Origin of the sequence: Amycolatopsis sp. 2-15, assembly GCF_030285625.1 — a bacterium.
In the GTDB taxonomy this organism is placed as follows: Bacteria; Actinomycetota; Actinomycetes; order Mycobacteriales; family Pseudonocardiaceae; genus Amycolatopsis; species Amycolatopsis carbonis.
This window is the reverse complement of record NZ_CP127294.1, coordinates 6,387,780-6,410,460: the sequence shown is the minus strand read 5'-3', so window position 1 is coordinate 6,410,460 and position 22,681 is coordinate 6,387,780. Positions and strand designations below refer to the sequence as shown.

Below are 22,681 nucleotides of genomic sequence, written 5' to 3'. Positions count from 1 at the left end.
GCGGTACCGGCTCAGCTCGTTCTCGTACGTCGCACGCTTCAGCCGGACGTCGGCCTCGGTGAACGCGGCGATCCGCGCGGGCAGCGCGGCGAAGAAGCCCGGGTCGAGCACCAGCTCGTCCTCACGAGCCACGGCCGCATCGACCGCCGCCGGCGTCGCGTCCCCCTGCGCCGCAGCGATGCCCGCGCGCAGCACGCGCTGCAGGCTCAGGTTCCGCACGTCACCCACGAAGACCGAGCCACCGGGCGCGAGCAGGCCCGTGAGCTGCCGCAGCACGTCGACGAGGTATTCGGCGCTCGGGAAGTACTGCACCACCGAGTTGATCACCACGGTGTCGAAGTGCCCGGCCGGCAGGTCGCCCAGCTCGTGCGCCGGCCGCGCCCGCAGGTGCACCTTGCCCGCCAGCTCCGGCCGGTCCGCGACGCGGCTTTCCAGCAGCCGCACCACTTCCTCGGACAGGTCCAGCGCCCAGTACTCGTCGGTGCCCGCCGCGAGCTTCGACAGCAGCAGCCCGCTGCCCACGCCGAGCTCCAGCACGCGCCGCGGCCGCAACGCCCGGATCGAGTCCACAGTGGAACCCCGCCACGCGCGCATGTCGCCCAGCGGCAGCGGTTCGCCGTCGTAGCTGGAGTTCCACCCCGTGAAGCCCTCGTCGAACGGGTCGCGGTCGGCGACCGAGTAGAGCAGCTCGTGCACGTCCTTCCAGCGGCCGACCTGCGCGGCCTCCCGCGCCGGGTCCCGGTCGGCGCCGGGCGCGTGCTCCGGCACCACGTACGCGACCAGCCGCCGGTCGCCTGGCTTGACCTCGCGCGGCACCACGGCTACGCGCGCGACGCCGTCGTGCGCTGCGATCACCGACTCGATCTCACCCGGTTCGACGCGGAAACCGCGGATCTTGACCTGGTGGTCGGCGCGACCCAGGAAGTCGAGGTTCCCGTCGGCGCGCCAGCGCACGCGGTCCCCCGTGCGGTACATGCGCTCGCCCGGCCCGGCGAACGGGTCGGCCACGAACCGCTCGGCCGTGAGCCCGGCGCGGCCGACGTACCCGCGAGCGAGCCCGCGGCCGCCCACGTACAGCTCGCCCTCCACGCCCGGAGGCACGGGGTTGAGCGCGGTGTCCAGCACGTAGCAGCGGGTGTTGGAGTCGGGCCGCCCGATCGGGATCGGCCCGGTCCAGTCCGCTTGCGAGAGCCACAGCGTGGAGTTCACCGTCGCTTCGGTGAGCCCGTACGCGGCGACCACACGCAGGTCCTTCGCCCAGCGCGCGATCAGCTCGGGCGGCACGGTTTCGGTGCCGACGATGAGCACCGCGCCCTTCGGCAGCTCGCAGTCGGCCGGCAGCGCGGCCACCAGCGAGGGCGGCAGGATCATGTGCGTGGCGGCGTTGTCCGCGATGTAGCCGGTCAGCTCGACGCCCGCGACGCGCCGGTGCGAGGGCACCACGATCACCCGTCCGCCCACGCACAGCGACATCACCAGGTCCCACACCGTCACGTCGAACCCGGCCGACGCGAACTGCACGACCCGGCTCTCGGGCGTGATCCCGATGCGCTCGGTGGCCGTGGCGATCAGGCTGCCGATGCCGTCGTGCGAAAGCACCACGCCCTTGGGCTTGCCGGTGGAACCGGAGGTGTAGATGACGTACGCGGCGCGGTCGAGCCGCAGCCCGCCGAGGTCCACGGGCCCGCCGTCGAGCTCGGCGAGCTCCGCGCGCACGGCGGGATCGTCGAGCAGCACGACGTCTTCGACCACGGGCAGCTGGTCCGCGGATTCGGCGACCGACAGGACGATGCGCGCGCCCGAGTCCGTCAGCAGGTACGCCAGGCGGTCCTCGGGCAGGTCGAGGTCCAGCGGCAGATACGCGGCGCCCGCCTTGAGCACGCCCAGCAGGCCCACGACCAGGTCGATCGAGCGCGGCAGCGCCACCGCGACCACGTCCTCGGCCCGCACCCCGCGGCCGTTGAGCAGGCGCGCCAGGCGGTTCGCGGCGGCGTCGAGCGCGGCGTAGGTGAGCATCTCGCCCTCGCACACCACGGCGACGGCGTCCGGCTGCCGCGCGACGACGCGGGCGAACGCCTCAGGCCAGGTCAGTTCCGGCGACTCGGCGGGCGAGGTCGCAAAGTCGGTGAGCACGAGCTGCCGTTCGCGTTCGGTGAGCAGGTCGATCGCCGCGATCGGGCGGTCGGCGTGCGCGGCCATGGCGTCGAGCACGGTGAGGAACCGGCGTTCGTGCTCGGCGAGTGTCTCGGGCGGGCCGGCGGCGGCGAACTCCAGCCGCAGCCCGCCGCCCGCACCGGCGTCGTGGGCGGTCACGGCGAGGTCGGTCACGGGGCCGAGCGCGACGCTGTGCACCGTGGCCGCGGCTTCGCCGAACGCGACCGAGACCTCCAGCAGGAAGTTGAGGCTCAGCCCGGTGAGCTCATGCATCCCGCCGGTCAGGTTCTCCTCGCGCGCGAGGTCCTCACCCCGGTAGCGGCCGTGGTCGAGCAGGTCCGCGACCTCGCTGGTGACCGCCGCGACCAGCTCGGCCGGCGTCGTCGAGGGCCGCGCGGAAACTCGCAGCGGCAAGAGGTTCGAGAGCATCCCGGGCCGCTCGCGCAGCGCGGCGTCGGCCCGCGCCGCGACGGGCAGGCCGAGCACGAGGTCCTCGGCGCCGGTCACGCGGTGCGCGTAGGCGGCCAGCGCCGCGATCACCACGCGCGACAGCCGGGTGCCGTGGTTTCCGGCGAACTTCCGCACCGCGTCGGCGCGGGCGGCCGGCAGCGTGACCGATCGCCGCACCACCGCACCGTCGCCGCCGGCCAGCCGCACCGGATCGGGCCGGCCGGCGAGCTTTTCGCGCCAGTACCGGCGATCCGCTTCGTACGCGGCCGATTCCCGGTACTCGCGGTCGGCCGTCAGGAGCGGCTCGACACTCCAGTCCACAGCGGACGCGGCACCGTCGTAAAGCTCCGCGGCCCGGCGGGTGAGCACCGCTTGGCCGTACGCGTCCGTCACCAGGTGGTGGAACGTCTGCGCCCACCACACGCGGTCCGGTCCCAGCAGCAGCACCGCGTGCGCGGTCAACGGCCCGCGCGCGAGGTCGACCGGCTCCGCCAGCGCCACCCGCAGCCACGCGTGCGCCGCCGTCTCGGGATCGGGCTCGCCGGACAGGTCCACCACGGGCACCTCGGCCGCCCACGCCGCCGGGTTCTGCCGCGGCACGCCCGTCTCGTCGGCCTCGGCCGTCACGTGCAGCCCCTCGGCTTCGCCGACCGCCTGGCGCACCGCGTCCGCGAGCCGCGTCAGGTCGACGCGGCCGCGCACGTCGGCGTACCAGCCGATGCGGTACGCCGGGTCCGCCGGGGCGAGCGACTGCGCGAAGAAGACCCCGGCCTGCGCCGCGGTCAAAGGGGAACCGGGCACGACGCCGGTCATCTGGGAGCCTCCACCGTTGACTGAAGCTGGACTGACTGGGCGCCGCGCCGTCAGCGCGTACCGCTCACCGCATACTCGGGCAGGTGCGCCACGGCGGCCCGTCGATCCACAATGGACTGCAGGATCTCGCCGACGCGCACCGCGGTGTTGGACAGCAGCGACGACGTGATGCCGTGCGTGTGCTCGGTGCCGCCCTGCAGGTAGAGCCCGCCGCGCACGGCCGTGTCGGTGGTGACGCGGTAGTCGCGTTCCACGCGCAGCCGGCCCTCGGCGTCCCGCCGGCAACCGGCGGCCAGCTCGCCGAGCAGTGGCGTCGGGTCCGCCGGCAGGTACCCGGTGGCGTAGACGACCGCGTCGGCGTCGAGCACCGCGCGTTCGCCGGTGGTCAGCGACTCGACGGTCGCGCGCACGTGGGTGCCGTGGTCGGTCACGTCCACGGGCCGGGAGACGTTGAACAGCCGCAGCCGCTCCACGCCGAGCACCTTCTCCTGGTACACGCGGCGGTAGAGCTCGTCGATCAGGTCGAGGTCGACCGCGGAGTAGTTGGTGGCGCCGTGGTAGCGCATGAGGCGGTCCTTCACGGGCTCACTGGCGCCGTAGAAGTGGTCGACCGCCTCGGGGTCGAAGATCCGGTTGGCGAACGAGCTGTCGTCGGCCGGGCTGTAGCCGTAGCGCGCGAAGACCGCGCAGACCTCGGCGTGCGGGAACTCGCCGTGCAGCAGGGCCGCGACCTCGGCCGCGCTCTGGCCCGCGCCGACCACCACGAACCGCTTCGGCTCGCTGTCGCGCAACCGTTCCACCCGCGGCAGCAGCTGGCTGTTGTGCCAGATCCGCTCACCGCCGGTGACGCCCTCGGGCAGGTTGGGCCGCAATCCCGTGCCCAGCACGAGGTTGCGCGCGCGCAGCTCCACGATCTCGTCGCCGGACTTCGCGCGGACGTCGAAGAAGACCACCTCTTCGCCGTCGCGGACCGGTTCGACCGACAGCACCTCGGTGCTGTAGGACACGACGTCGTCGACCTTGGCCGCCGCCCACTCGAAGTAGTCGTGGAACTCGATCCGCAGCGGGAAGAGGTTCTTGTGGTTGATGAAGTCGATCAGCCGGCCCTTGGCGTGCAGGTAGTTCAGGAAGCTGAACCCGCTCGTCGGGTTGCGCATGGTCGCGAGGTCCTTGAGGAACGAGACCTGCATCGTGGCGCTGTCGATCAACATCCCGCGGTGCCAGCCGAACCGCGGCTGGCACTCGAGGAAGTGCGCGGTGACCGTGTCACCGGACCCGGGCGCGGCATTGTGCTCGGTCAGCGCGATCGCGAGGGCGAGGTTCGATGGTCCGAACCCCACCCCGACGACGTCGTACACCGGCACCTGGCCATCGACCACTGCTCGTGACATGAAAGTCCCCTAGCGCGGCACTGCCGCATCTCGGTTCGGCTCAGCTCCCACAACACTCAGTTCCACTACGCAAGAAGCTCAGGGAACCCTAACCTAACTTAGGACAGGCTCAGCTAGTACCTTGTGGGTGATGTTCGTCCCCTCGACCGCGAAAGGGATTCGCCGATGCGCGTGGCCATGTTCGGCTACCAGACCTGGGGGCACCGCACACTGCGGGCCCTCATCGACGCTGGTCACGAGGTCGTCCTCGTGGTCACGCACCCGAAGAGCGACCACGCGTACGAGAAGATCTGGGACGATTCGGTGGCCGAACTGGCCGAGGCCAACGGAATCCGGGCCCTGCTGCGCAACCGCCCCGACGACGCCGAGCTGCTGACCGAGCTGAAGGCCGCGGAGCCGGAGCTGATCGTCGCGAACAACTGGCGGACCTGGCTGCCGCCGGAGATCTTCGACCTGCCGACGCACGGCACGCTCAACGTCCACGACTCGCTGCTGCCCGCGTACGCCGGGTTCTCGCCGCTGATCTGGGCGCTGGTCAACGGCGAACCCGAGGTCGGCGTGACCGCTCACCTGATGAACGCCGAACTCGACGCCGGCGACATCGTGGTGCAGCGCGCGGTGCCGGTCGGCCCGAAGGACACGACCACGGATCTGTTCCACCGCACGGTGGATCTCATCGAGCCGATCGTCGCCGAGGCGCTCTCACTCATCGAAACGGGCACCGTCGTGCCGATCGCGCAGGACCGGTCCAAGGCGAGCTTCTTCCACAAACGCGCGCCGCGCGACAGTCTCATCGACTGGACGTGGCCCGCTCCGGACATCGAACGGCTGGTGCGCGCGCAGTCCGCCCCGTATCCCAACGCGTTCGCCTACCACCGCGGCCGTCCGCTGCGGATCGTGCGCGCGTCGGTGTCGGCCGGGCACTACGGCGGCACGCCGGGCCGCATCTTCATCAAGGAGGGCGACGGCGTGGTGATCGTCGCCGGTCCCGAGGCGCGGCGCGGGCACTCCCCCGGGCTACTGGTGGAGCGCGTGCGCACGGAGGACGGCACGGAGCTGGCGGCAGCGGACTACTTCACGACGATGGGCGGGTACCTCACCGATCGGCCATGATTTTGCCGATCGGCTGAAACTTCCGGGTGCCCGAGTTTGTCGGTGCGCCGGGTTACGGTGGCCGCAACCGTGACCCGGCCTATCCGCGCCGGGCCCGACCGCTGGAGGAACCCGACATGGCCACCCCGATGTCTGCCGAGCGGTCCCGCGCCTTCCTCGCGGAAGGCAACCGCAGCGCCATTTTCGTCACCGTCCGTGCCGACGGCCGCCCGCACGCCGTCCCCGTCTGGTTCGCCGCCGACGGCGAAGACCTGCTGGTCAGCATTACCCAGGACAGTGTGAAAGGCCGCGCGATCGCCGCCTCGGCCGAGGTCGCGCTCACGGTGCACGACGACGTGGCGCCCTACAGCTTCGTCTCGGTGAACGGGACGGCCGAGATCGTCACCGACCCTGCCCGCGTGCGCAGTGGTTCGGAGCTCATCGCACGCCGCTACCTGCCCGCCGAAAGCGTGGACCAGTTCGTCGGCTACGCCACCTCGCCGGGCAAGGTCCTCGTGGTGGTCCATCCGACGCACACCACGGGGGTCGACGCCGTGGCCGGCTGACGCGTCCCGATCAGCGAAACTCAGTGGTTTCGCCATGCGCCGCAAGCGTCCCGTCGATCGGGAACCCCCACCGCCAGGGTCGCGGTGTCACGAGCTTCCCGCCGGAAGCCGTGGCCGGCCGGCGCGTCAGGACTCGGTGACTTTCCCGTCCGCCACTTCGAAGCGCCGGGTGACCGAGACCGCGTCGAGCATGCGGCGGTCGTGGGTCACGAGCAGCAGCGTGCCGGGGTAACGGTCCAGAGCGGACTCGAGCTGTTCGATCGCGGGCAGGTCGAGGTGGTTGGTCGGCTCGTCGAGCACGAGCAGGTTCACCCCGCGCGCCTGCAGCAACGCGAGGGCGGCGCGCGTGCGCTCGCCCGGCGAGAGCGTGGCCGCGGGGCGCAGCACGTGCGCGGCTTTGAGGCCGAACTTCGCGAGCAGCGTGCGGACCTCGGCGTCGGGCAGTTCCGGAACCTCGCGCGCGAACGCGTCGGCGAGCGGGACGTCGTCGAGGAACAACTGACGCGCCTGGTCGACCTCGCCGACGACGACGCCGGGGCCGAGCGCGGCGCTGCCCTCGTCGAGCGGCAGCCGGCCGAGCAGGGCCGCCAGCAGCGTGGACTTGCCCGCGCCGTTGGCACCCGTGATCGCGACCTTGTCCGCCCAGTCCACCTGGAGGTCGACGGGACCGAGCGTGAAGGGACCGCGGTGCACGACGGCGCCACGGAGCGTGGCGACGACCGCGCCGGCGCGCGGGGCCGCCGCGATCTCCATGCGCAGTTCCCACTCCTTGCGCGGCTCGTCCACCGCCTCCAGGCGCTCGATCATGCGCTCGGTCTGGCGCGCCTTCGACGCCTGCTTCTCCGTGGCCTCGCTGCGGAACTTGCGGCCGACCTTGTCGTTGTCGGTCTGCTTGCGCCGCGCGTTCTTGACGCCCTTCTCCATCCACGAGCGCTGCATCTGCCCGCGCGCCTCCAGCGCCGAGCGGGTGGAGGCGTACTCCTCGTAGTCCTCGCGCGCGTGGCGCCGCGCGACGGCGCGTTCCTCCAAATAGGACTCGTAGCCGCCGCCGAACGTGTTCACCTGCTGCTGCGCGAGATCCAGCTCCAGGACGCGGTCCACGGTGCGCGCGAGGAACTCGCGATCGTGGCTCACGAGCACCGTGCCGGCGCGCAGGCCGGTGACGAACCGCTCGAGGCGGCCGAGGCCGTCGAGGTCGAGGTCGTTGGTGGGCTCGTCGAGCAGGAAGATGTCGTACCGGCTCAGCAGCAGCGACGCGAGCCCGGCACGCGCGGCCTGTCCACCCGAGAGCGAGACCATCGGCTGGTCGAGGTCCACGGCCAGCCCCAGCTCCGCGGCCACCTCACCAGCGCGGTCGTCGAGGTCGGCGCCACCGAGGGCGAGCCAGCGGTCGAGCGCCGTGCCGTACGTGTCGTCGGCGCCGGCGGCACCTTCGGTCAGCGCTTCAGTGGCGGCGTCGAGCTCACGCTGCGCTTCGGCGACCCCGGTGCGGCGCGCGAGGAACTGCCGGACCGACTCCCCCGGCCGCCGCTCGGGCTCCTGCGGGAGGTGACCGACGGTGGCCGTCGGCGGGTTCAGCCGGACCTCCCCCGACTCGGGCGGCTGCAGGCCCGCGAGGGTGCGCAGCAGCGTGGACTTGCCGGCGCCGTTGACGCCGACCAGCCCGACGACGTCGCCGGGAGCGACGACCAGGTCGAGGCCGGAGAACAGGATGCGGTCGCCGTGGCCGGAGGCCAGGCCCTTCGCGACGAGTGTTGCGCTCATTTCCCGGCTGATTCTACGGGTGCCGTCTTTCGCGGCGGACGTGCTCCCAGTGTGTCGAGTGTCGTCCCCGTCACGCATGGGGAAAGTTGCGCTGGTCAGAGCCCATATCGGAAAGCCGTATCCCCCAGACCCGGCTTTCTGTCCCCCGGGAGCCAAGATCAGCGAGTAATCTCCCGGTCTCGTGACCCACGCGAAGATCCTTCAGGCCCGGTCGGCGGAGGAGAAGCTGGCTCGGTTCAACCGCCGAGCAGCAGCCTCCGTCGACATCCATCCGCTGCGCCGGTTGCGCCCAGTTCGTTTCGCCGGGAGGTAGTAGTGGCTTCCATCGAACCCCGCGTCGAACGCGGTCGCGGCGCCAACGCCGTCCCTCGAACCGTGTACCGCGTCGTCTGGTACGACCCGCACACGCGCAGCAAGGAGCGGATGAAGTTCGACGACGAGGAAAAGGCCGGTCGCTTCAAGGACCTGCTGGAACGCTGCGGCCACCGACTCGACCGCGCAGCCGAGGTCATGGCGGACATCGAGAGCCAAGCTCCCCTACTCTCGGCCGTCATCGAACGCCACGTCGGCGAGGTCACCGGCGTGCAGCAACGCACCCGCGACAGCTATCGCAGCATCACCCGTTTGCACATCAACCCGCACCTCGGCCACAAGCCGATCGACAAGATCGAGCGCTCCGATATCAAGAACTGGCTCAACAAGCTCGAAGCGAACGGGCTCTCCTCCAAGTCGATCTCCAATATCCACGCGTTCCTGTCCGGGGTTTTCAAGGTCGCCGTGAGGGAGTGGAAACTGATCGACGAGAACCCGTGCAAGGGCATCCGGCTCCCGTCCAGCTCTCTGCCGTTCGAGGCCACGTTCCTCACCTACGGCGAGTTCAACATCCTTCTCAGCCACGTACCTGACTTCTTCAAGCCGCTGTGTCACACACTCGCCCGCACCGGCCTGCGCTGGGGTGAGCTCGTCGCGCTCCAAGTCGGTGACGTCGACCTGCTCGCGCCAACCCCGTACATCCGAGTGACCAAAGCCAGGAAACGCGTGCCAGGTGGCTTCATCGTCGGCCCGCCGAAGACGCGACGGTCCCGCCGGACCGTTTCGCTGCCACCATCGCTTGTGGAGATCCTCGTTCCCCTGGTTGCCAACCGCCCCGCCGATGCGCCGCTCTTCACGGGAGTGCGCGGCGGCACGCTCTGGCACAGCGCCTTCGCCGAAAGGGTCTGGCAGCCGGCCGTCGCCGCGGCCACCGCAACCCACGACAACGACGATCACCCCATCCCAGCCGAGCACCGGATCGGCAAGACACCGCGGATCCACGACCTTCGGCACACACACGCGTCGTGGATGATCGCCGAGGGCGTCGACCTCATGACCGTGCAGCGACGCTTGGGGCACGAGTCGATCACCACCACCGTCGACCGTTACGGCCACCTCGTGCCCGACCAGCTCGTCAAGGCGGCGCTGGCGGCCGAGAAGTCGTTCCTGGCCGAGCTTGCCGCGATGCCCAACGCCGAGGATCCAATGGAGTTCACCATCGTTTAAGCCGTTGCCGGCCGGTCAACGCCGCGCCCCGGGGAAGCTGGGTGGGGTGCTCACCGGCCGGCGGCGACGCAATCCTCCCCCAATCCTCCCCCTAGCCTCCGCGTGACACGCCCTACCCGCAGAGCGGCGCTCGCCCCATCATCGGTGTCGAGAGCTACACGGCCCGGCTTCGCGAACTCCCAAACACACCAGGCCGGGCCGCCAGCTCGACCGGACACCAGCGACACACGAAGGGACCGCACGTGCAGGCGTGGGGTGGGGTGTTCAACTCCCAGCTCCACCGAGTCCAACGAGTGAACCAGCAACGGCTCCACGCCGGCGAGCGCACGTTCGCGCTGTCGGACTGCGGAGTTGCGTGCGTGCGGGTGCTTTCTGCCATCGCGCGCCCGCTGTGTCCGGCGTGCTGGCCGGACGGTCGACCAGCTCCTCGGCCGCTCCCGCCGCCAGAGCTACTCGCCCGGGTGCTGGAAGGGCTCTACCGCCTGTAAACGGCTGAGATGAGAAGGAGGCTGAACGGTGATTGTGGTGCCTGCCAAGGGTTTCGACTTCACTCGTTCGGCCCTTGGTTGTGTGGTCAGTTGCTGGCCACGCTAGAAGATCCACGTTGCGTCGAGGGGGTGAAACGCATGGCAGCTGAGGTTGACGATCTGGTGTTCGCAGTCGAGGAACTGGCGTCGGTGCACGATCGCACCGAGTTCCAGACCTCCGACGGGGCTCAGGGTGACAGCGGCGAAAGCCGGGACGGGTAACACGAATCGGGCCGGGGGCTTCGCGATCGATGACGTCGCGAGCCCCCGGCTTCTTGTCCAGCAACAGTCTCAGTGCAAGGGGGATACTGATGGATCACCTGCTCGTGGACGGCGTCGAGAAAGCGCTTGGCTGGTCGGGACCAACACAGCTCGGGAAGGCGTTCGCTCGTGGCCAGTTGCCAGATCCGGCGGTGTGCGACCGGTTGCTGACGCCTCACCGGCTGCTGGATATCGCGATGCGGCGCAGCCTGTCGCCGCCACAGTTTCGATGTCTGCAAGCTGGGCACGAGCTGCACCCGCGCGAGTACATCGCCACCACCCGAACCCGCCGTGGGCAGGCAATCCCGATGGTCGATATGGACCGCCTCGGCCGGCTCATCGAATCCGGGGCGACCGTCGTGCTGGACACGACCGACACCTTCGACCCGACGATGGAGGTCGCGTGCCGAGCGCTGCAGTGGTGGGCGGGCGAGTTGGTGCAGGTCAACACCTACCTGACCACGAAGGACGCCGCCGGGTTCGATCTGCATTGGGACGACCATGACGTGCTGGTAGTGCAGGTAGCCGGTGAGAAGAGCTGGGAGGTACGCGGCACGTCACGGGTGGCGCCAATGTTCCGCGATGCCGAACCGAACACCGAACCCAGCGATGAGACCGTGTGGGCAGGCACGATGACCGCGGGCGACGTGATGCACATCCCGCGCGGGTACTGGCACCAGGCCACCCGCACCGACCGCACCGGCGAGGCCGGTTCGGGGTTTTCGCTGCACGTGACGTTCGGGTTCGTGCAGCGCGCCGGCGTGGATTGGGTTTCGTGGCTGGCCGACCAGGCCCGTGAGCAGGAGCTGTTTCGCCATGATCTCGAGCACGACGACGGCCCCAGTGGGCAGGCCGCCACACTGGCCGGCGCCGTGGCAGAGCTCGCCGGAAAGCTTCCTCCCGCGGAGTTCCTCACCGCACGCCGTCGCCAGCAGCGTCCACGTCGGCACTTGTCGACGTTCGCGACCTTCGGCCCGCCGGAGCAGGTCGTCTGCGTGGCTGAGTTCCCGCCCGAGATCGTCACCGCCGACGACGGCAGCGTGACCGTGCTGGCCGCTGGGCGGCGGATCCGGTTCGCAGCGAAGGCGCTGCCTGTGGTGCGGCGGCTCTGCTCGGGCAACCCCGTCCCGGTTGCAGACGTGGCGGCCGAGACTGGGATCGATGCGGCCCGGATCGCCGAGATTTTGTTGCGGGAGAACGTATGCGCCGAAGTGGGTCCGGACTTGTCCTCGGGCTACACCGGTCTCGTCACGACCGGCTGATCCTCGAACATGCCCTTGCCCGGGGTGTGGTGGCTCTAGACACCGCCTACAACTACCGCGGGTTCACCTCGCACCGCCGACTATCCGCCGTCGCATCGGACCTGCTCGACGAGTTCGACGTATCGACCAAGGTCGGGTTCTTTCCCGGCGACGGGGACGTACCAGTGCACAGCTTGGACACGGTACGGCTGTGCGACGCCATCGACGAGTCGGCCAACACGCTCGGTGTCGTGCCGGAAGTGGTGCTCCTGCACAACCCGGAACGTTCGATGCCTGGCAACGACCGGGCCGCCGAGCTTGACCAGCTCACGGCGGCCTGTCTCGTGCTCGATGGAGCGGTCACGTCCGGGCTTTGCCGGTCGTGGGGATGGTCGTCGTGGGATCCCCGGGCGTTGGCTGCCGCACTGCCCGATGCCGCAGCCGCCAGCCCTATCCCTGCCCCTCGGGTGCTAATGGTGCGGGCGGGGTTGCTGGTCGGGGCGGACGTCCTCGACGCCGGCGAGCACCTGGCCACGATGTTCGGCCTCGACACCGCGGCACGGTGGGGCATGAGCCCATTCGGTGGCGAAGTCGAACGCGCGGTGTGGGACAGGATCGACCCGCGGAGTTTCCTTGGGGCACACCAGCAAGCAAGCGTCGCACAAGCCTTGCTGCGGTTGGCGTTCGATCTGCCACAGGTTGGACGGATCGCGTTAGGAACCGACAACCCCGATCACCTCGACGACGCGATCACCGCGACCAGTCTCGCCGTCGATGAGGTGAGAACGGAGCGCTACCGCGTTCTACTTCGCGGGGCGAAGGTCAGGACTGTAAGTCCGTGAGCAGCTTGTCTGCGATAGCACGGGCGGGTTCCAGCAGTGGACCGGCGTAGTCGGACGGAGCGCCCACGATCCCGGCGGCGAAAAACAGCATCATCAACTGCCCGTCACGGCTGTCCAGATCCGCCTTCCGCAGGTCACGCACTTGCTCGGCCAGACCGGGCACTGCCAGCGACGCCGCCCACAGCATCGCCGCGTCCAGACCACGCGGCGCAAGGCCCCAGTCTTCCCAATCCAGGATCCAGCACGCGGGGCCGGTGAGGTTCGCCCACGAGAAGTCCGCGTGCGCGGGCGTCCACTGGGCGATCGTGGTGTCGATGCCGGGACCGAACACCGCGTGGATCTCCTCGTCCACCCGGGTCTGGCTGATCGGCTCGGTGTGCAGCGTCGCGACCCGTGTGGTTTCGGCGGCGGCAAGCGCGTTGAGCGAGGCATCCAGCGTGGCCCACCACGCGTCCTGAAGCTGCGGGTCAACCGTGAGGATGCCCCCGGGCTTGATCGGCGCGGCAGTGACAAGCTCGGTCTCATCAGCGCGCCACATCAGCCCGTTCTGCGGCTCCGCCCACGTGATGGCGGCGTGCCACATCGGCTTCGCAATGCCGGTCACCAGGCCGGCGGCTTCGGGGCCGTTGAAGTCCTGGCCAGCCATCTTGTCCAGCCGCCGCGCCTCGATCCGGACCCACGTGCCGCGGTCGGTGGCCGCACCGATCGAGCGGCGCTTCCGTACCTCACTCGCATGGTTCAGGCGCACATCCAGCGCGTGCTCGACCCTTTGCAGGACGTCGTCACGGGAGTGGGTACGCAGATCCACCGCCGCAGCGACTGCTGGGCGCGTGCCAACCACCTCGACCGTGGACACCCGTTCCCCCTCGTGGTCACTCGTTCCGTGCGCATCAACGGTAGCGGTCTAACCACGAATATGGCGAGGACAGTCGGGTGCGACCGGCCCGATGATCTGTTGGTCTGCACGGTAGATGAAATTGTCAGTGGTTGTCGTTAGCGTGCGGGCCGAAATCCTGCAGCCAAGCCAGGGGGACGCATGAACAAGCCGGTGAGGACAGCAACCGCTGACCTGCACATGAGTTATGGGCACTTCGTCATCAGGGACGTGAGCGCGGACTTGCCCGCCCCACGCCTTGCCCGCGCTGACGGTCTCGTGGGGACGGATTTCGTCAACGGCGCGGTTGTCCTCACCGGCATCCATACGGGTCCGGTCACCGTGACCGTGCAGCTGCTCGACACCGCACCCGACTCGGTCGACCTCGACGGTTGGGACGAAGTCGGCGAGGTGTCGGTGGATTCGGAGTACGGAGAACTCATCGTCCACGGCATTATGAACGATCCGCCGGATTTCCCCGAGCTGGCCCACGCGGGCCCCGGCACCTACCGGGTCCGCGTGCATGCCCGCGGCCGCGACACCGCCCCCGATCGCAGCGTCATGGAGCCCGTGGAGGACTACCTGCTCTCCGTTTGGCCGGCAGAGGAAGCACCTGGGACCGTCTACAAACAGTCGGACAAGCGCGGACAGGAATACCGGACCCAGGGGTAGCCACGACCGTGACGCTCGACGGCGAGCTGAGGCAGTTCAGAATTCGCGGACTCGCAGCAGTAACGCCGTCACCGCAGGCCCCTACCTGCGAAAACTACCGTTCGTAGACCATCAGAGTTACCGTCTGATATCAGCGCGGGAGCTGGGGCCGGCCGACGGTGGTGGCGAGCGATGGCGAAGCGGATCGACGTTGACGTTCACGGGATGCCGTACCCCAACCCGCCGATGCTGGCCGTTGAAGGCGAGCTACCGACCGGGCCGGGCTGGTCTATGGAGTGGAAATGGGACGGCTTCCGCTGCTGCCTGCGGGTTGGCCCGAATGGAATCACCAAGCTGACCAGCCGCAACGGCAATGACCTCACACGTTCCTTCCCGGACCTCGACGGAATCTTCGCCGATACCCTCGGCGGCCGAGTGGGGGTGCTCGATGGGGAGATCGTGGTACTCAACGAAACCGGCCGGCCAGACTTCGGCCTGCTCCAGCTGCGTCACCAGCTCCGACCCCGACGTGAGCTACTGCAGCGCCACCCGGCCGCATTTTACGCCTTCGACCTGCTCATGCTCGGCCGGGAGATGCTGTTGCACGAGCCCTACGAGCGACGCCGTGAGCTGCTGGTCGGTCTGGGGCCATTCGCTACGGCGCGCACGGTGATCACCCCAGCGTATCGCGACGTGGATCCGCAACGGCTACTCGAGGTCGCGCGGGAGCACCATCTCGAAGGACTTGTGGCGAAGCGGGTGACATCGCACTACCTTCCCGGTCGGCGCTCGCGGGACTGGATCAAGCGGCCCCTGATCAACACTCTGGACGTCGTGGTGTGTGGGTGGCGGCCTGGCCGTGGCAGCCGCGCGCACATGGTCGGCAGTCTGGTTCTGGGCGCGCGAGAGAAGGGCGGCCGGTTGCGGCTGGTCGGGGACGTCGGCAGCGGCTTTACCCGGCACACCCTCGATGACCTGGAGCGGTTGCTCTCCCGCATCGGCCGTCCGGACAGCCCCTTCACGGAGCACGTGCCGGCCGAATACGCGCGCGAGACGCGGTGGGTCGAGCCGCTCATCGTGGGCGAGGTGGCGTTCCGGTCTTGGACACGTGAGGGCCGGATGCGGCACGTGTCGTGGCGGGGGTTCCGGGGTGTTGCGCAGTGACCGCCGACCTGAGCTAGAGTCGAACGGGTGTTCGAAGCCACTCGACCGCGGCGGTCAGGCGCGAACAGCGAATTCGGTCCCGAGGACCTGCCGGTTCGCCCTGCTCTCTGGCACGAGCTGAAGCCCGCCGGCGGTCTCGTCATCCATCCGCCGAGCTACTGCCCACGCCGGCACGCAGTCTCCGAGCAAGGCTCCTTCTCGTGGATCACCGCACTCCGCTTGCATTCCCTCCACTGCCAAACCTGCCGCAGCGAAGGCCACCCGGATCACGTGTGGGCCGTCAAGGATCCCGCGTGAGAGCAGGCCACTCCCGACGAAGCGGATGGTGCCGGCCTTGAGCTCGTCGCCACACCGCCCACTGCCACGGCGTCCGGCCGGATCGAACTCCACGTCACTGGCCACGTCGTCGGCGTGGCGACGATGACCATCTGCGACCGGGACCGAACCGGCGTCCTCGAACACGTACACGTCGAACCCGAATACCGGCGCCGCGGCTACGGACGGATCCTCGCGTGGGCAGCGTTCAGCCGCTACGACTGGTCCACCGAAGGCCCGCGTTGGACTCGTGCCGACCGACGGGTTCGTGCACTGGCCGCGATGCGCCGCGGCGAGGGCTACACGTGGACGACGCTCGCCGTCGCCGACACGGACGAAGCCCGCGGGTTCGCCAAATCGCTGCAATTACCGCAGGCCGGCGCGCCGATGTACTGCGAACACCGCTCGTCGACGTAGCTCTCCGCGATGCAGCTTCACGTGACGAGGAGCGGGGCGACGAAGATTCGGACCGCGTTGGCAACCGGATCCGTGGCGTCGGCCGCGGCGCAGCACTTTCCCCGATCCACAGGTTTAAGCATTGCTCCGTCGGCTACACACCGGGAATAACGGCCTCGACCAAGGCGACTGAGCTGATCGCCTCCGTCGCCGACAGTCGCGACCGTTACGACGACAAGACCGTGATCGAAGGCGCTCTAGCCACCAAAGAAAAGGAAACCACCATGGATCAGCACGAAATCGAAGACCGCGTCCATTCTGTAGAAGCTGCACAGGCCACCCAGGCCGCGACGTTGGCCGGAGCGCAGGCTACGCAGGCCGCCACGCAAGCAGGGACCACCGCCACCAACGCCGCGATGCATGCAGGTCTGCTAACCACCATGGCAGCGGGAAGCGTCAGCCTGATTGTGGGGATCTTCCTGGGCATGGCCATTCGCGACGCACGTAAGTGACATCGCTGGATTCGATCGGACCGCATCCGCTTCATGGCAGGTTGCGGTCTGATTGGCGAACGTCGATATCCTTGCCGACACCGTCAACCGAACCACGCTTGCCCGTGCGAACCGGCAGCAGGTCCTCGATCAACGTCCGCTGATCGTCAGAGAGCAACTGAAATCGCGACACACAACAGCATCCCAGCTCTACGGCCTCGACGTTTGTCAGAGACGCCCTAGTCGTCGTCTTCGTTGTCAGGCGGTTCGTCTCCGCCGTCTCCCATACGGTCGCCGTTGTCGTTGATCCACCAGCCCATCAGGTCCTCCTGGCAAGTTGAGATAATGCGACGCACCCCGGGCAGTTGCGCGACGACTTGGCGCTTTGAGAGGGCTCGTCGTAGCTCGCCACGGAAGTGCCAGCGCCGGCGAACGCGGTTCGCTCGGTGCACCGCGGGACCTGCACGTGTGTGCTGGAGTCCGCCAGGTCGGCCGCGAAGTAGTGGTGGAACTGGTCGTCGCTGATGCAGAACAGGCGGCGGTACTGCACTTCGTCGACTTCCCGGGCGGGCAGCTCTCCCGCGATGCATGCGCTCACAGGTCCACCCTGCCCTGATCGACACGGACCGTGAAGTGCGCATCACCGGGCAGTTACCGGGAGGACAGGGGGAGGATAGCTCGTAGATCAAAAGGTGTCCCATGGTCACGACCGGTGCCAGACTGTGTGCGCAGACACACCGGGGAGTTGCCGTCATGCCTGAGCCGAACGACCACCTGAGGCGCGCCCGCGAGCGCATCGAGTCCCCCAACGCCACAGGTCATCCCCTGTCGCGGCAGGAACTCGCCGACCTCATCACCCAGTGGCTCTACAAGAACGGCGACCAAAACGCGGTGATCGACGCCAACTACATCGGCAAGCTGGAACTCGGCAACATCGGCTGGCCACAAAACACTCTCCGCCGTCAAGCCTTCCGGGAAGTGCTGGGAGCGGGATCCGATGCGGAGCTTGGGTTTCGACGACCGCGACGTTCGCGATCTACCGTTGACGACGTGGACCGCAAACAGTTCCTCCAGGCCGCTGCGGGAGTCGCCGCCAGCGCCGCGATCGGTCAGCCACGGCTGGCCGACCTGATCACCCCGACGCAGCCGACGCCTGTACCGACGACCATCGGCATGGCCGACGTCGACGAGGTACGGACCGCGGCCACCGCCTTCGGCAGCTGGGACGCGATCTACGGCGGCGGGCTCGTCCGCGAGGCCGTGACCGCGCAGCTTCAGCACTGCGTAGAACTGCTCAACGCCCGCGCCTCGGAGAAGGTCCGGGCCGACATGTTCGGCGCCGTGGGCTACCTCGCGCACGTCACCGCGTTCATGGCGTTCGACGCCTACGCCCACGACGATGCCCGCCGCATGTTCCGGTTCGCGCTCTCGTGCGCCGAAGAGGGCGACGACTGGCACCTACGAGCCAAGGTGCTGTCGTCGATGGCGCGGCAGGCAATCTGGTGCGGCGACCCGGACCAGGGGCTGACGTTCACGGAGCTGGCGCTGGTGCGCTCGGATCGGCTCACCCCGACTGAACGGGCGATGCTGCACACCGGACGTGCGCGGGCGCTGGCGAAGCTCCGCCGGGTCGAGGACACCGCGGCGGCCGTCGGCGTCGCCGATTCGGAATTCAGCCACGCCCGACCCGAGAACGATCCGCCCTGGATGGCGTACTACGACTCCGCCCAGCACGCCGGCGACACCGGTCATGCCCTGTGGGACACCGCGATGCACGGCCATTTCGTCGGGGAAGCCCGCGCGCGGCTGGCGTTCGCGGTCGCCGGTCACGACGACCGGTACAAACGGTCGAAGGCGATCAGCCAAACCAAGCTCGCATCCCTGGTGATGACCACAGGCGACCCGACCGAGGCTGCGACAGCGGGAATGCAGGCACTGGAGTGGTCCGGGGCGATCCGGTCGAAGCGCGCGGCCGACGACATGCGGGAGCTGCGTCGGGTTGGTGAGCGGCACAAGAACGTCGCCGAGGTCGCCGAGCTTCGTTCGCGCATCGGCGCCGCGGTGGTCCCACTGTGAACGAAACCGAAAGCCGCGCGATCCTCTCGATCGCGGCCACCGACCTGGACCTCGACGCCGGCGGGGCCAAGGTGATCCGGCTTGGTGAGAACCACCTGTACCGGCTCCCCGAAGGGATCGTGGCGCGTATCGGGCGACGCGGCCAGTCCGCCGCCGCCGCGAACGAGGTTGCCGTGGCTCGCTGGCTCCAGCGCTCCGGGGTCCCGGCGGTTCGGGTCGTACCCGGTCTCGAGCAGCCGATGACGATCGCCGAGAGCCCGGTGACGTTCTGGGAGGAGCTGCCGCCGCACGAGGCGGGAACCGTGGCGGACGTGGCCGGCCTGCTGCGGCAGTTGCACAAGCTGGCCCCGCCGTCTGAGTTCACGCTGCCGACGTTGGCGCCGTTCGTCCGGCTCGACGAGCGGATCGACGCGGCGACGACGATCAGCGACGACGACCGTGCGTGGTTGCACCAGCGGCTGGCCGAGCTGCAAGACGCGTATGTGAACCTCCCCGAGGGGCTGCCGGCGTGCGTGGTGCACGGCGATGCGTGGCGGGGCAACGTCGCGCGGACCGCCGACGGGCGGGTGTTCCTGCTCGACTTCGAGCGCTGCTCTTTCGGGCCGCCGGAGTGGGACCTTGTGTCGACGGCTGTGTCCCGGGTGACGACGGGATGGCTCGGCGACGGCGAGTGGGCCGCGTACTGCGACGCCTATGGGCTCGACGTGACCAGGTGGGCCGGCTTCGAGGTGTTGCGGGACATCCGTGAGCTGCGGATGACGCTGATGGCGATTCAGGTCGCGGCGGGCAATCCGGAGCGGTACAGCGAGCAGGCGGCGCACCGGTTGGCATGCCTGCGAGGTTTGCGCGGTGAGCGTCCCTGGGCGGACTGGACGGCCGTGCCGTAGATCAACCCCGCGTGCCCACATGGCTACCCTGGGTTCATGTCTGAATCGATTGAGTACGGCGCCGACTTCAACCACCCGTTCGACGCCGTGTACACCGCCATGACCGCCAAGGACTCCATCCAGAAGGTCGTCGACCAGTTCGGCGACGGTGGCGCGAAGCTGCTCGACTACTCCGGCGACGCCAACAACCTCACCTACAAGGCCGAGGTGACCATCAAGAGCGACAGCCTGCCGTGGCTCGCACGCCACCTGCACCCGGGCGACCTGGTGGTCACCCTGACGCAGAAGTGGGTCAAGACCAGTGCGGGCGCAGCGGCCGGCACGGTGTCGGCGGCGTTGTCCGACCAGGACGGCGACCCGGTCAGCGCGAACACCTCGCTCCAGGCAAACGGCGATCACACTAGCTGGCTGGTGAAGGGCACAGTGGCAGTGGATGGCTTGATGGGCGGGAAGGTCGCGAAGCTGATCGCCGATCAGGTTCATGACTTGCTCGGCAGCGAAGCGGGATACCTTCAGCTGTTGTTGAACTCGGCCAACTGACTGGGTTGCACAACCTCTCCCGGCCTGCGTATAGTCTGATATTCCCATGACAGACATCCACGACAAGCTCCGTGAGGCCGGGAGAGGAATCCAGCGCGCCCACACCGAACAGGACTCCGCCATCGACAGTGCCCGCGCTGTGGCCTTCGATGCATTCGATGCTGGCCTGCGCTACTCCGAAGTGGCCGAAGCACTCGGCGACACTGATAGCCCACTGGTGCTCAAGTGGGAGTTGGAGCACGCGAAGGCGTCGGTTGACGCAGCCAAGCGGCACATCAAGTTGATCGACGATGAGGTACGCGACCTCAAGAAGCAGACCGCGGCCAGCATCGGCACGAAGGAAGCCGCTGAACTGTTCGGCATTGACCGGGTCAGCGCCTGGCGTCTCGCCAAGGACGTGAAGCCCACAGAGTTGACGCTCGACCAGGCCAAGGAGGACTTTGCCTCGCTCCAGCAGGAGAAGGCTGATGCCGAGCGTGAGCACGAGGAGAAGATGGGCGCGTTCCGCGATCTCCTCAACGAGCACATCGCCCGAGGTGTCGAAAAGATCCAGATCACCGATCTGCTCGGTGTGAATCGGATGACACTGGAAGTGTGGCTGGGCTTGCGTGACTGGAACCCGAGCCGTCAGGCGAAGAAGCCCCGCAGCAGGAAGACTCCCCAAAGCTGACCGCAACTCGAACGCAACTGCCGAGCACAATGTGATCCACTCCGCCCACGAACGGAGTATTGACCTTCGCAGATCACGTTAGGCACAGTGGTACCTGTTCGGGCAGGCTAACTCCCCCTCAGCGTAACCGAACAAACGCACAGCAAGGCCCCGGCAACCCCCTCAAAGTCGCCGGGGCCTTGTTGCGTTCACTTGCCGCGATGCCTGCCGTGGGGCACAACCCCGGCCGAAACATCGATCATCCCGCCCCCGGGCTGCTGCCGGGCCGGGTTGCGCTGCGCCGGATGCCGACGCGGAGGGACCCGAACACCCGGTTGCGCCGGCGGCGTGCGCCTGGGCCCCACATCCTGCGGATGAACAGCGTCGGCAACACCGCCAGCAACACCCCCCACAACACCGCCGACAGCGTCACCCACAGCACCGCAACCGCGCCCACAGCGCCGCCAACCTGCTTCGTCGCACCATCCACCGTTCCCTTCACCACGTCCGCTGCGACGTGGGGGACGTCGATGAAGCCGGCCGCGAGCTTCGCGATCGCCAGCTTCGGCGCGTACACCCCCGCCGCGGTCATCAGCACCGCCACGATCGCCGCGGCGACCTCGGCCGGCAGGTGCACGCCGAGCTGCCCGAGGCCCCACACGAGGATCAGGGAGATCGAGCCGGCGAACCCCGTGCCCGCCGCCGCGGATCCGGTCGCGACGTGCTGTGTGGCCGTCTGGGCGTCGAGCACCCGCATCGTCCGTTCGCTCACGTCACCCTCCGGCCAGTTTCGCCCACGTCTGCGGCCCCACGACGCCGTCCACGGCGAGCCCGGCGCGTTTCTGGAACTCGCGCACGACAGCGGCGGTCGCCGGCCCGTACTGGCCATCGACGGCGAGCTTCGAGTACGCCGGGTAGAGCTTGTTGAGCAGGTTCTGGAGGTAGGTGACGTCCGCTCCGCTGCTACCAGCGTCAAGCGTCGCGCGCGCCACACCAGCAGGCCCGCCAGCGCCGTCAAGGGCAGCCCAAGTGGCAGGGCCCACGACTCCGTCTGCGGCGAGCCCGTGGCGCTGCTGGAACTTCTTGACAGCGGCCAGGGTTTCACCTCCGAATACCCCGTCTTCGGTGACTCCGACCGCGCGCTGAACGGCCTTGACCTGGTCTCCCTTGTCGCCATTCTGGACAGTCGGACGGGATTCAGATCCGCCGCTTTTCAACCGGGCGGCGGCCTCCGCGACCGCCTTGTCATCGCCGGAGATCTCGAAGTGCATCTCGTCGGTGGTGGGCAGGTCCCACTCCCCGCCCCACGTGACGACCCCGCCGACCTCGTCGAGGATCTTCCGGATCTCGGCGACCTGCGCGGGCGTGAAGGTGCCTTGCTTGCCCTGCGGGTGGTGTGGGGCGTTGAAGTCGAGCGCGGTGCCGGAGGCGTGGTTGCTGACTGTTTGCGAGCCGCGGATCGGCCGGTAGTAGTAGCCCCAGCAGGCATCCGCGTCGAGTGGCTCGACCCGGGCGTGGAACTGGTTCGCCACGTACTCCAGCACGGTGCGCACGTCACCGTCCTTCACCCCGCCGGGGAACTGGGCGTTGTTGACCGACAAGGCGCAGATGCCGATCTCGCCGCGGTCCTCAGTGGCCGGCCACCCGTTTTGCGACGTTGCCATCAGTCCGCCCCCTCACCTTCGCTGTCGTCCGCCCGGACGGCTTTTTTTATGCGGGTCACGTCCCGCTCGACGATGTCGAGACGTTCCCGCAGCGTCCGCCCACCCTTGGGTTTCAGCTGGTCCTCAATGTCCTCAAGTCTTCGCTCGTGCACGTCCATCCGGTCGAGCATCCCGGGGATCTCCAGGTCCTTGTCCCCGAGCCACTGGGTCACGACCGTGTTGACCCGCCGGAAGAACCGGCCGGCCTTGGCGAGCGTCTGCCACGTGACACCAGCGGCCAGCAGACCCGAGGACGTGTACACGGCGATGTCGAATACACCAGTCGTCAACCGAA

General features: G+C 68.7%; 21 protein-coding genes and 1 pseudogene. 14 read left to right on the top strand and 8 right to left on the bottom strand.

What is annotated here, in order from left to right:
* Nucleotides 1–270 precede the first annotated feature (270 nt).
* Together QRX50_RS31800 and QRX50_RS31795 are read right to left on the bottom strand one after the other, a co-directional pair.
* Nucleotides 271–3,417 (bottom strand): annotated as a pseudogene (locus tag QRX50_RS31800) (amino acid adenylation domain-containing protein); the annotation flags it as partial.
* Nucleotides 3,418–3,467: 50 nt separating this feature from the next.
* Nucleotides 3,468–4,808 carry a lysine N(6)-hydroxylase/L-ornithine N(5)-oxygenase family protein gene (locus tag QRX50_RS31795; RefSeq protein ID WP_285966804.1) on the bottom strand — a complete coding sequence of 447 codons (1,341 nt, stop codon included), beginning with the start codon at nt 4,806–4,808 and terminating at the stop codon, nt 3,468–3,470.
* A gap of 165 nt (nt 4,809–4,973) precedes the next feature.
* Here QRX50_RS31795 and QRX50_RS31790 point away from each other — a divergent pair, with 165 nt between their 5' ends.
* Nucleotides 4,974–5,921: a methionyl-tRNA formyltransferase gene (locus tag QRX50_RS31790; protein WP_285966803.1), complete on the top strand. Its 948-nt coding sequence runs from the start codon at nt 4,974–4,976 to the stop codon at nt 5,919–5,921.
* A gap of 116 nt (nt 5,922–6,037) precedes the next feature.
* On the top strand, nt 6,038–6,466 hold the full coding sequence (locus QRX50_RS31785; protein WP_285966802.1) for a PPOX class F420-dependent oxidoreductase: 429 nt from the start codon (nt 6,038–6,040) through the stop codon (nt 6,464–6,466).
* A 126-nt stretch (nt 6,467–6,592) separates the two neighbouring features.
* Here QRX50_RS31785 and QRX50_RS31780 read toward each other — a convergent pair whose 3' ends face one another.
* A complete protein-coding gene (locus QRX50_RS31780; RefSeq protein WP_285966801.1) occupies nt 6,593–8,230 on the bottom strand; it encodes an ABC-F family ATP-binding cassette domain-containing protein in 1,638 nt (545 codons plus the stop codon).
* A 423-nt stretch (nt 8,231–8,653) separates the two neighbouring features.
* Between QRX50_RS31780 and QRX50_RS31775 the strand changes: the two genes are divergently transcribed.
* The 4 genes from QRX50_RS31775 (at nt 8,654) to QRX50_RS31760 (ending at nt 12,640) form a co-directional block, all read left to right on the top strand.
* Nucleotides 8,654–9,769, top strand: coding sequence for a tyrosine-type recombinase/integrase (locus QRX50_RS31775; RefSeq protein ID WP_285966800.1), 1,116 nt, complete (start codon nt 8,654–8,656; stop codon nt 9,767–9,769).
* A 626-nt stretch (nt 9,770–10,395) separates the two neighbouring features.
* Entirely contained in the window at nt 10,396–10,518 is a 123-nt protein-coding gene (locus QRX50_RS31770; protein ID WP_285966799.1) for a hypothetical protein, read from the top strand.
* Nucleotides 10,519–10,607: 89 nt separating this feature from the next.
* Nucleotides 10,608–11,819: a JmjC domain-containing protein gene (locus tag QRX50_RS31765; protein WP_285966798.1), complete on the top strand. Its 1,212-nt coding sequence runs from the start codon at nt 10,608–10,610 to the stop codon at nt 11,817–11,819.
* 29 nt (nt 11,820–11,848) lie between these two features.
* Entirely contained in the window at nt 11,849–12,640 is a 792-nt protein-coding gene (locus QRX50_RS31760; protein ID WP_285966797.1) for an aldo/keto reductase, read from the top strand.
* Here QRX50_RS31760 and QRX50_RS31755 read toward each other — a convergent pair.
* Entirely contained in the window at nt 12,621–13,496 is an 876-nt protein-coding gene (locus QRX50_RS31755) for a hypothetical protein (protein ID WP_285966796.1), read from the bottom strand. The two genes, QRX50_RS31760 and QRX50_RS31755, sit on opposite strands and share 20 nt — an antisense overlap.
* 180 nt (nt 13,497–13,676) lie before the next feature.
* Here QRX50_RS31755 and QRX50_RS31750 point away from each other — a divergent pair, with 180 nt between their 5' ends.
* The 4 genes from QRX50_RS31750 (at nt 13,677) to QRX50_RS31735 (ending at nt 16,552) form a co-directional block, all read left to right on the top strand.
* Entirely contained in the window at nt 13,677–14,186 is a 510-nt protein-coding gene (locus tag QRX50_RS31750) for a hypothetical protein (protein WP_285966795.1), read from the top strand.
* Nucleotides 14,187–14,357: 171 nt separating this feature from the next.
* A complete protein-coding gene (gene ligD / locus QRX50_RS31745) occupies nt 14,358–15,329 on the top strand; it encodes a non-homologous end-joining DNA ligase (protein WP_285966794.1) in 972 nt (323 codons plus the stop codon).
* Nucleotides 15,330–15,749: 420 nt separating this feature from the next.
* On the top strand, nt 15,750–16,061 hold the full coding sequence (locus tag QRX50_RS31740; RefSeq protein WP_285974619.1) for a GNAT family N-acetyltransferase: 312 nt from the start codon (nt 15,750–15,752) through the stop codon (nt 16,059–16,061).
* Between the two features lie 221 nt (nt 16,062–16,282).
* Nucleotides 16,283–16,552, top strand: coding sequence for a hypothetical protein (locus QRX50_RS31735; protein WP_285966793.1), 270 nt, complete (start codon nt 16,283–16,285; stop codon nt 16,550–16,552).
* Nucleotides 16,553–16,850: 298 nt separating this feature from the next.
* Here QRX50_RS31735 and QRX50_RS31730 read toward each other — a convergent pair whose 3' ends face one another.
* Complete coding sequence (locus tag QRX50_RS31730) at nt 16,851–17,129, bottom strand: hypothetical protein (protein WP_285966792.1); 279 nt, start codon at nt 17,127–17,129, stop codon at nt 16,851–16,853.
* Between the two features lie 101 nt (nt 17,130–17,230).
* Between QRX50_RS31730 and QRX50_RS31725 the strand changes: the two genes are divergently transcribed.
* The 4 genes from QRX50_RS31725 to QRX50_RS31710 are packed head-to-tail and all read left to right on the top strand — an operon-like array spanning nt 17,231 to nt 20,704.
* A complete protein-coding gene (locus QRX50_RS31725; RefSeq protein WP_285966791.1) occupies nt 17,231–18,607 on the top strand; it encodes an NsdA family TPR-like regulatory protein in 1,377 nt (458 codons plus the stop codon).
* Nucleotides 18,604–19,494, top strand: coding sequence for a phosphotransferase family protein (locus QRX50_RS31720; protein ID WP_285966790.1), 891 nt, complete (start codon nt 18,604–18,606; stop codon nt 19,492–19,494). The genes QRX50_RS31725 and QRX50_RS31720 overlap by 4 nt, the downstream gene beginning before the upstream one ends.
* A gap of 36 nt (nt 19,495–19,530) precedes the next feature.
* The gene (locus QRX50_RS31715; RefSeq protein WP_285966789.1) at nt 19,531–20,034 is read left to right on the top strand and encodes a DUF2505 domain-containing protein; all 504 of its coding nucleotides are present in this window, start codon (nt 19,531–19,533) and stop codon (nt 20,032–20,034) included.
* A gap of 46 nt (nt 20,035–20,080) precedes the next feature.
* A complete protein-coding gene (locus tag QRX50_RS31710) occupies nt 20,081–20,704 on the top strand; it encodes a hypothetical protein (protein WP_285966788.1) in 624 nt (207 codons plus the stop codon).
* Between the two features lie 238 nt (nt 20,705–20,942).
* On the opposite strand, the gene QRX50_RS31705 is transcribed toward QRX50_RS31710, so the two are convergent.
* From QRX50_RS31705 to QRX50_RS31695, 3 genes are read right to left on the bottom strand one after another with little or no spacing between them, the layout of a single operon-like run.
* Nucleotides 20,943–21,455: a hypothetical protein gene (locus tag QRX50_RS31705; RefSeq protein WP_285966787.1), complete on the bottom strand. Its 513-nt coding sequence runs from the start codon at nt 21,453–21,455 to the stop codon at nt 20,943–20,945.
* Nucleotide 21,456: 1 nt separating this feature from the next.
* Nucleotides 21,457–22,347, bottom strand: a complete 891-nt coding sequence (locus QRX50_RS31700; RefSeq protein WP_285966786.1) for a peptidoglycan-binding protein — start codon at nt 22,345–22,347, stop codon at nt 21,457–21,459.
* Nucleotides 22,347–22,676, bottom strand: coding sequence for a hypothetical protein (locus QRX50_RS31695; protein WP_285966785.1), 330 nt, complete (start codon nt 22,674–22,676; stop codon nt 22,347–22,349). Before QRX50_RS31695 ends, QRX50_RS31700 begins: the two co-directional genes overlap by 1 nt.
* Between the last annotated feature and the right edge of the window lie 5 nt (nt 22,677–22,681).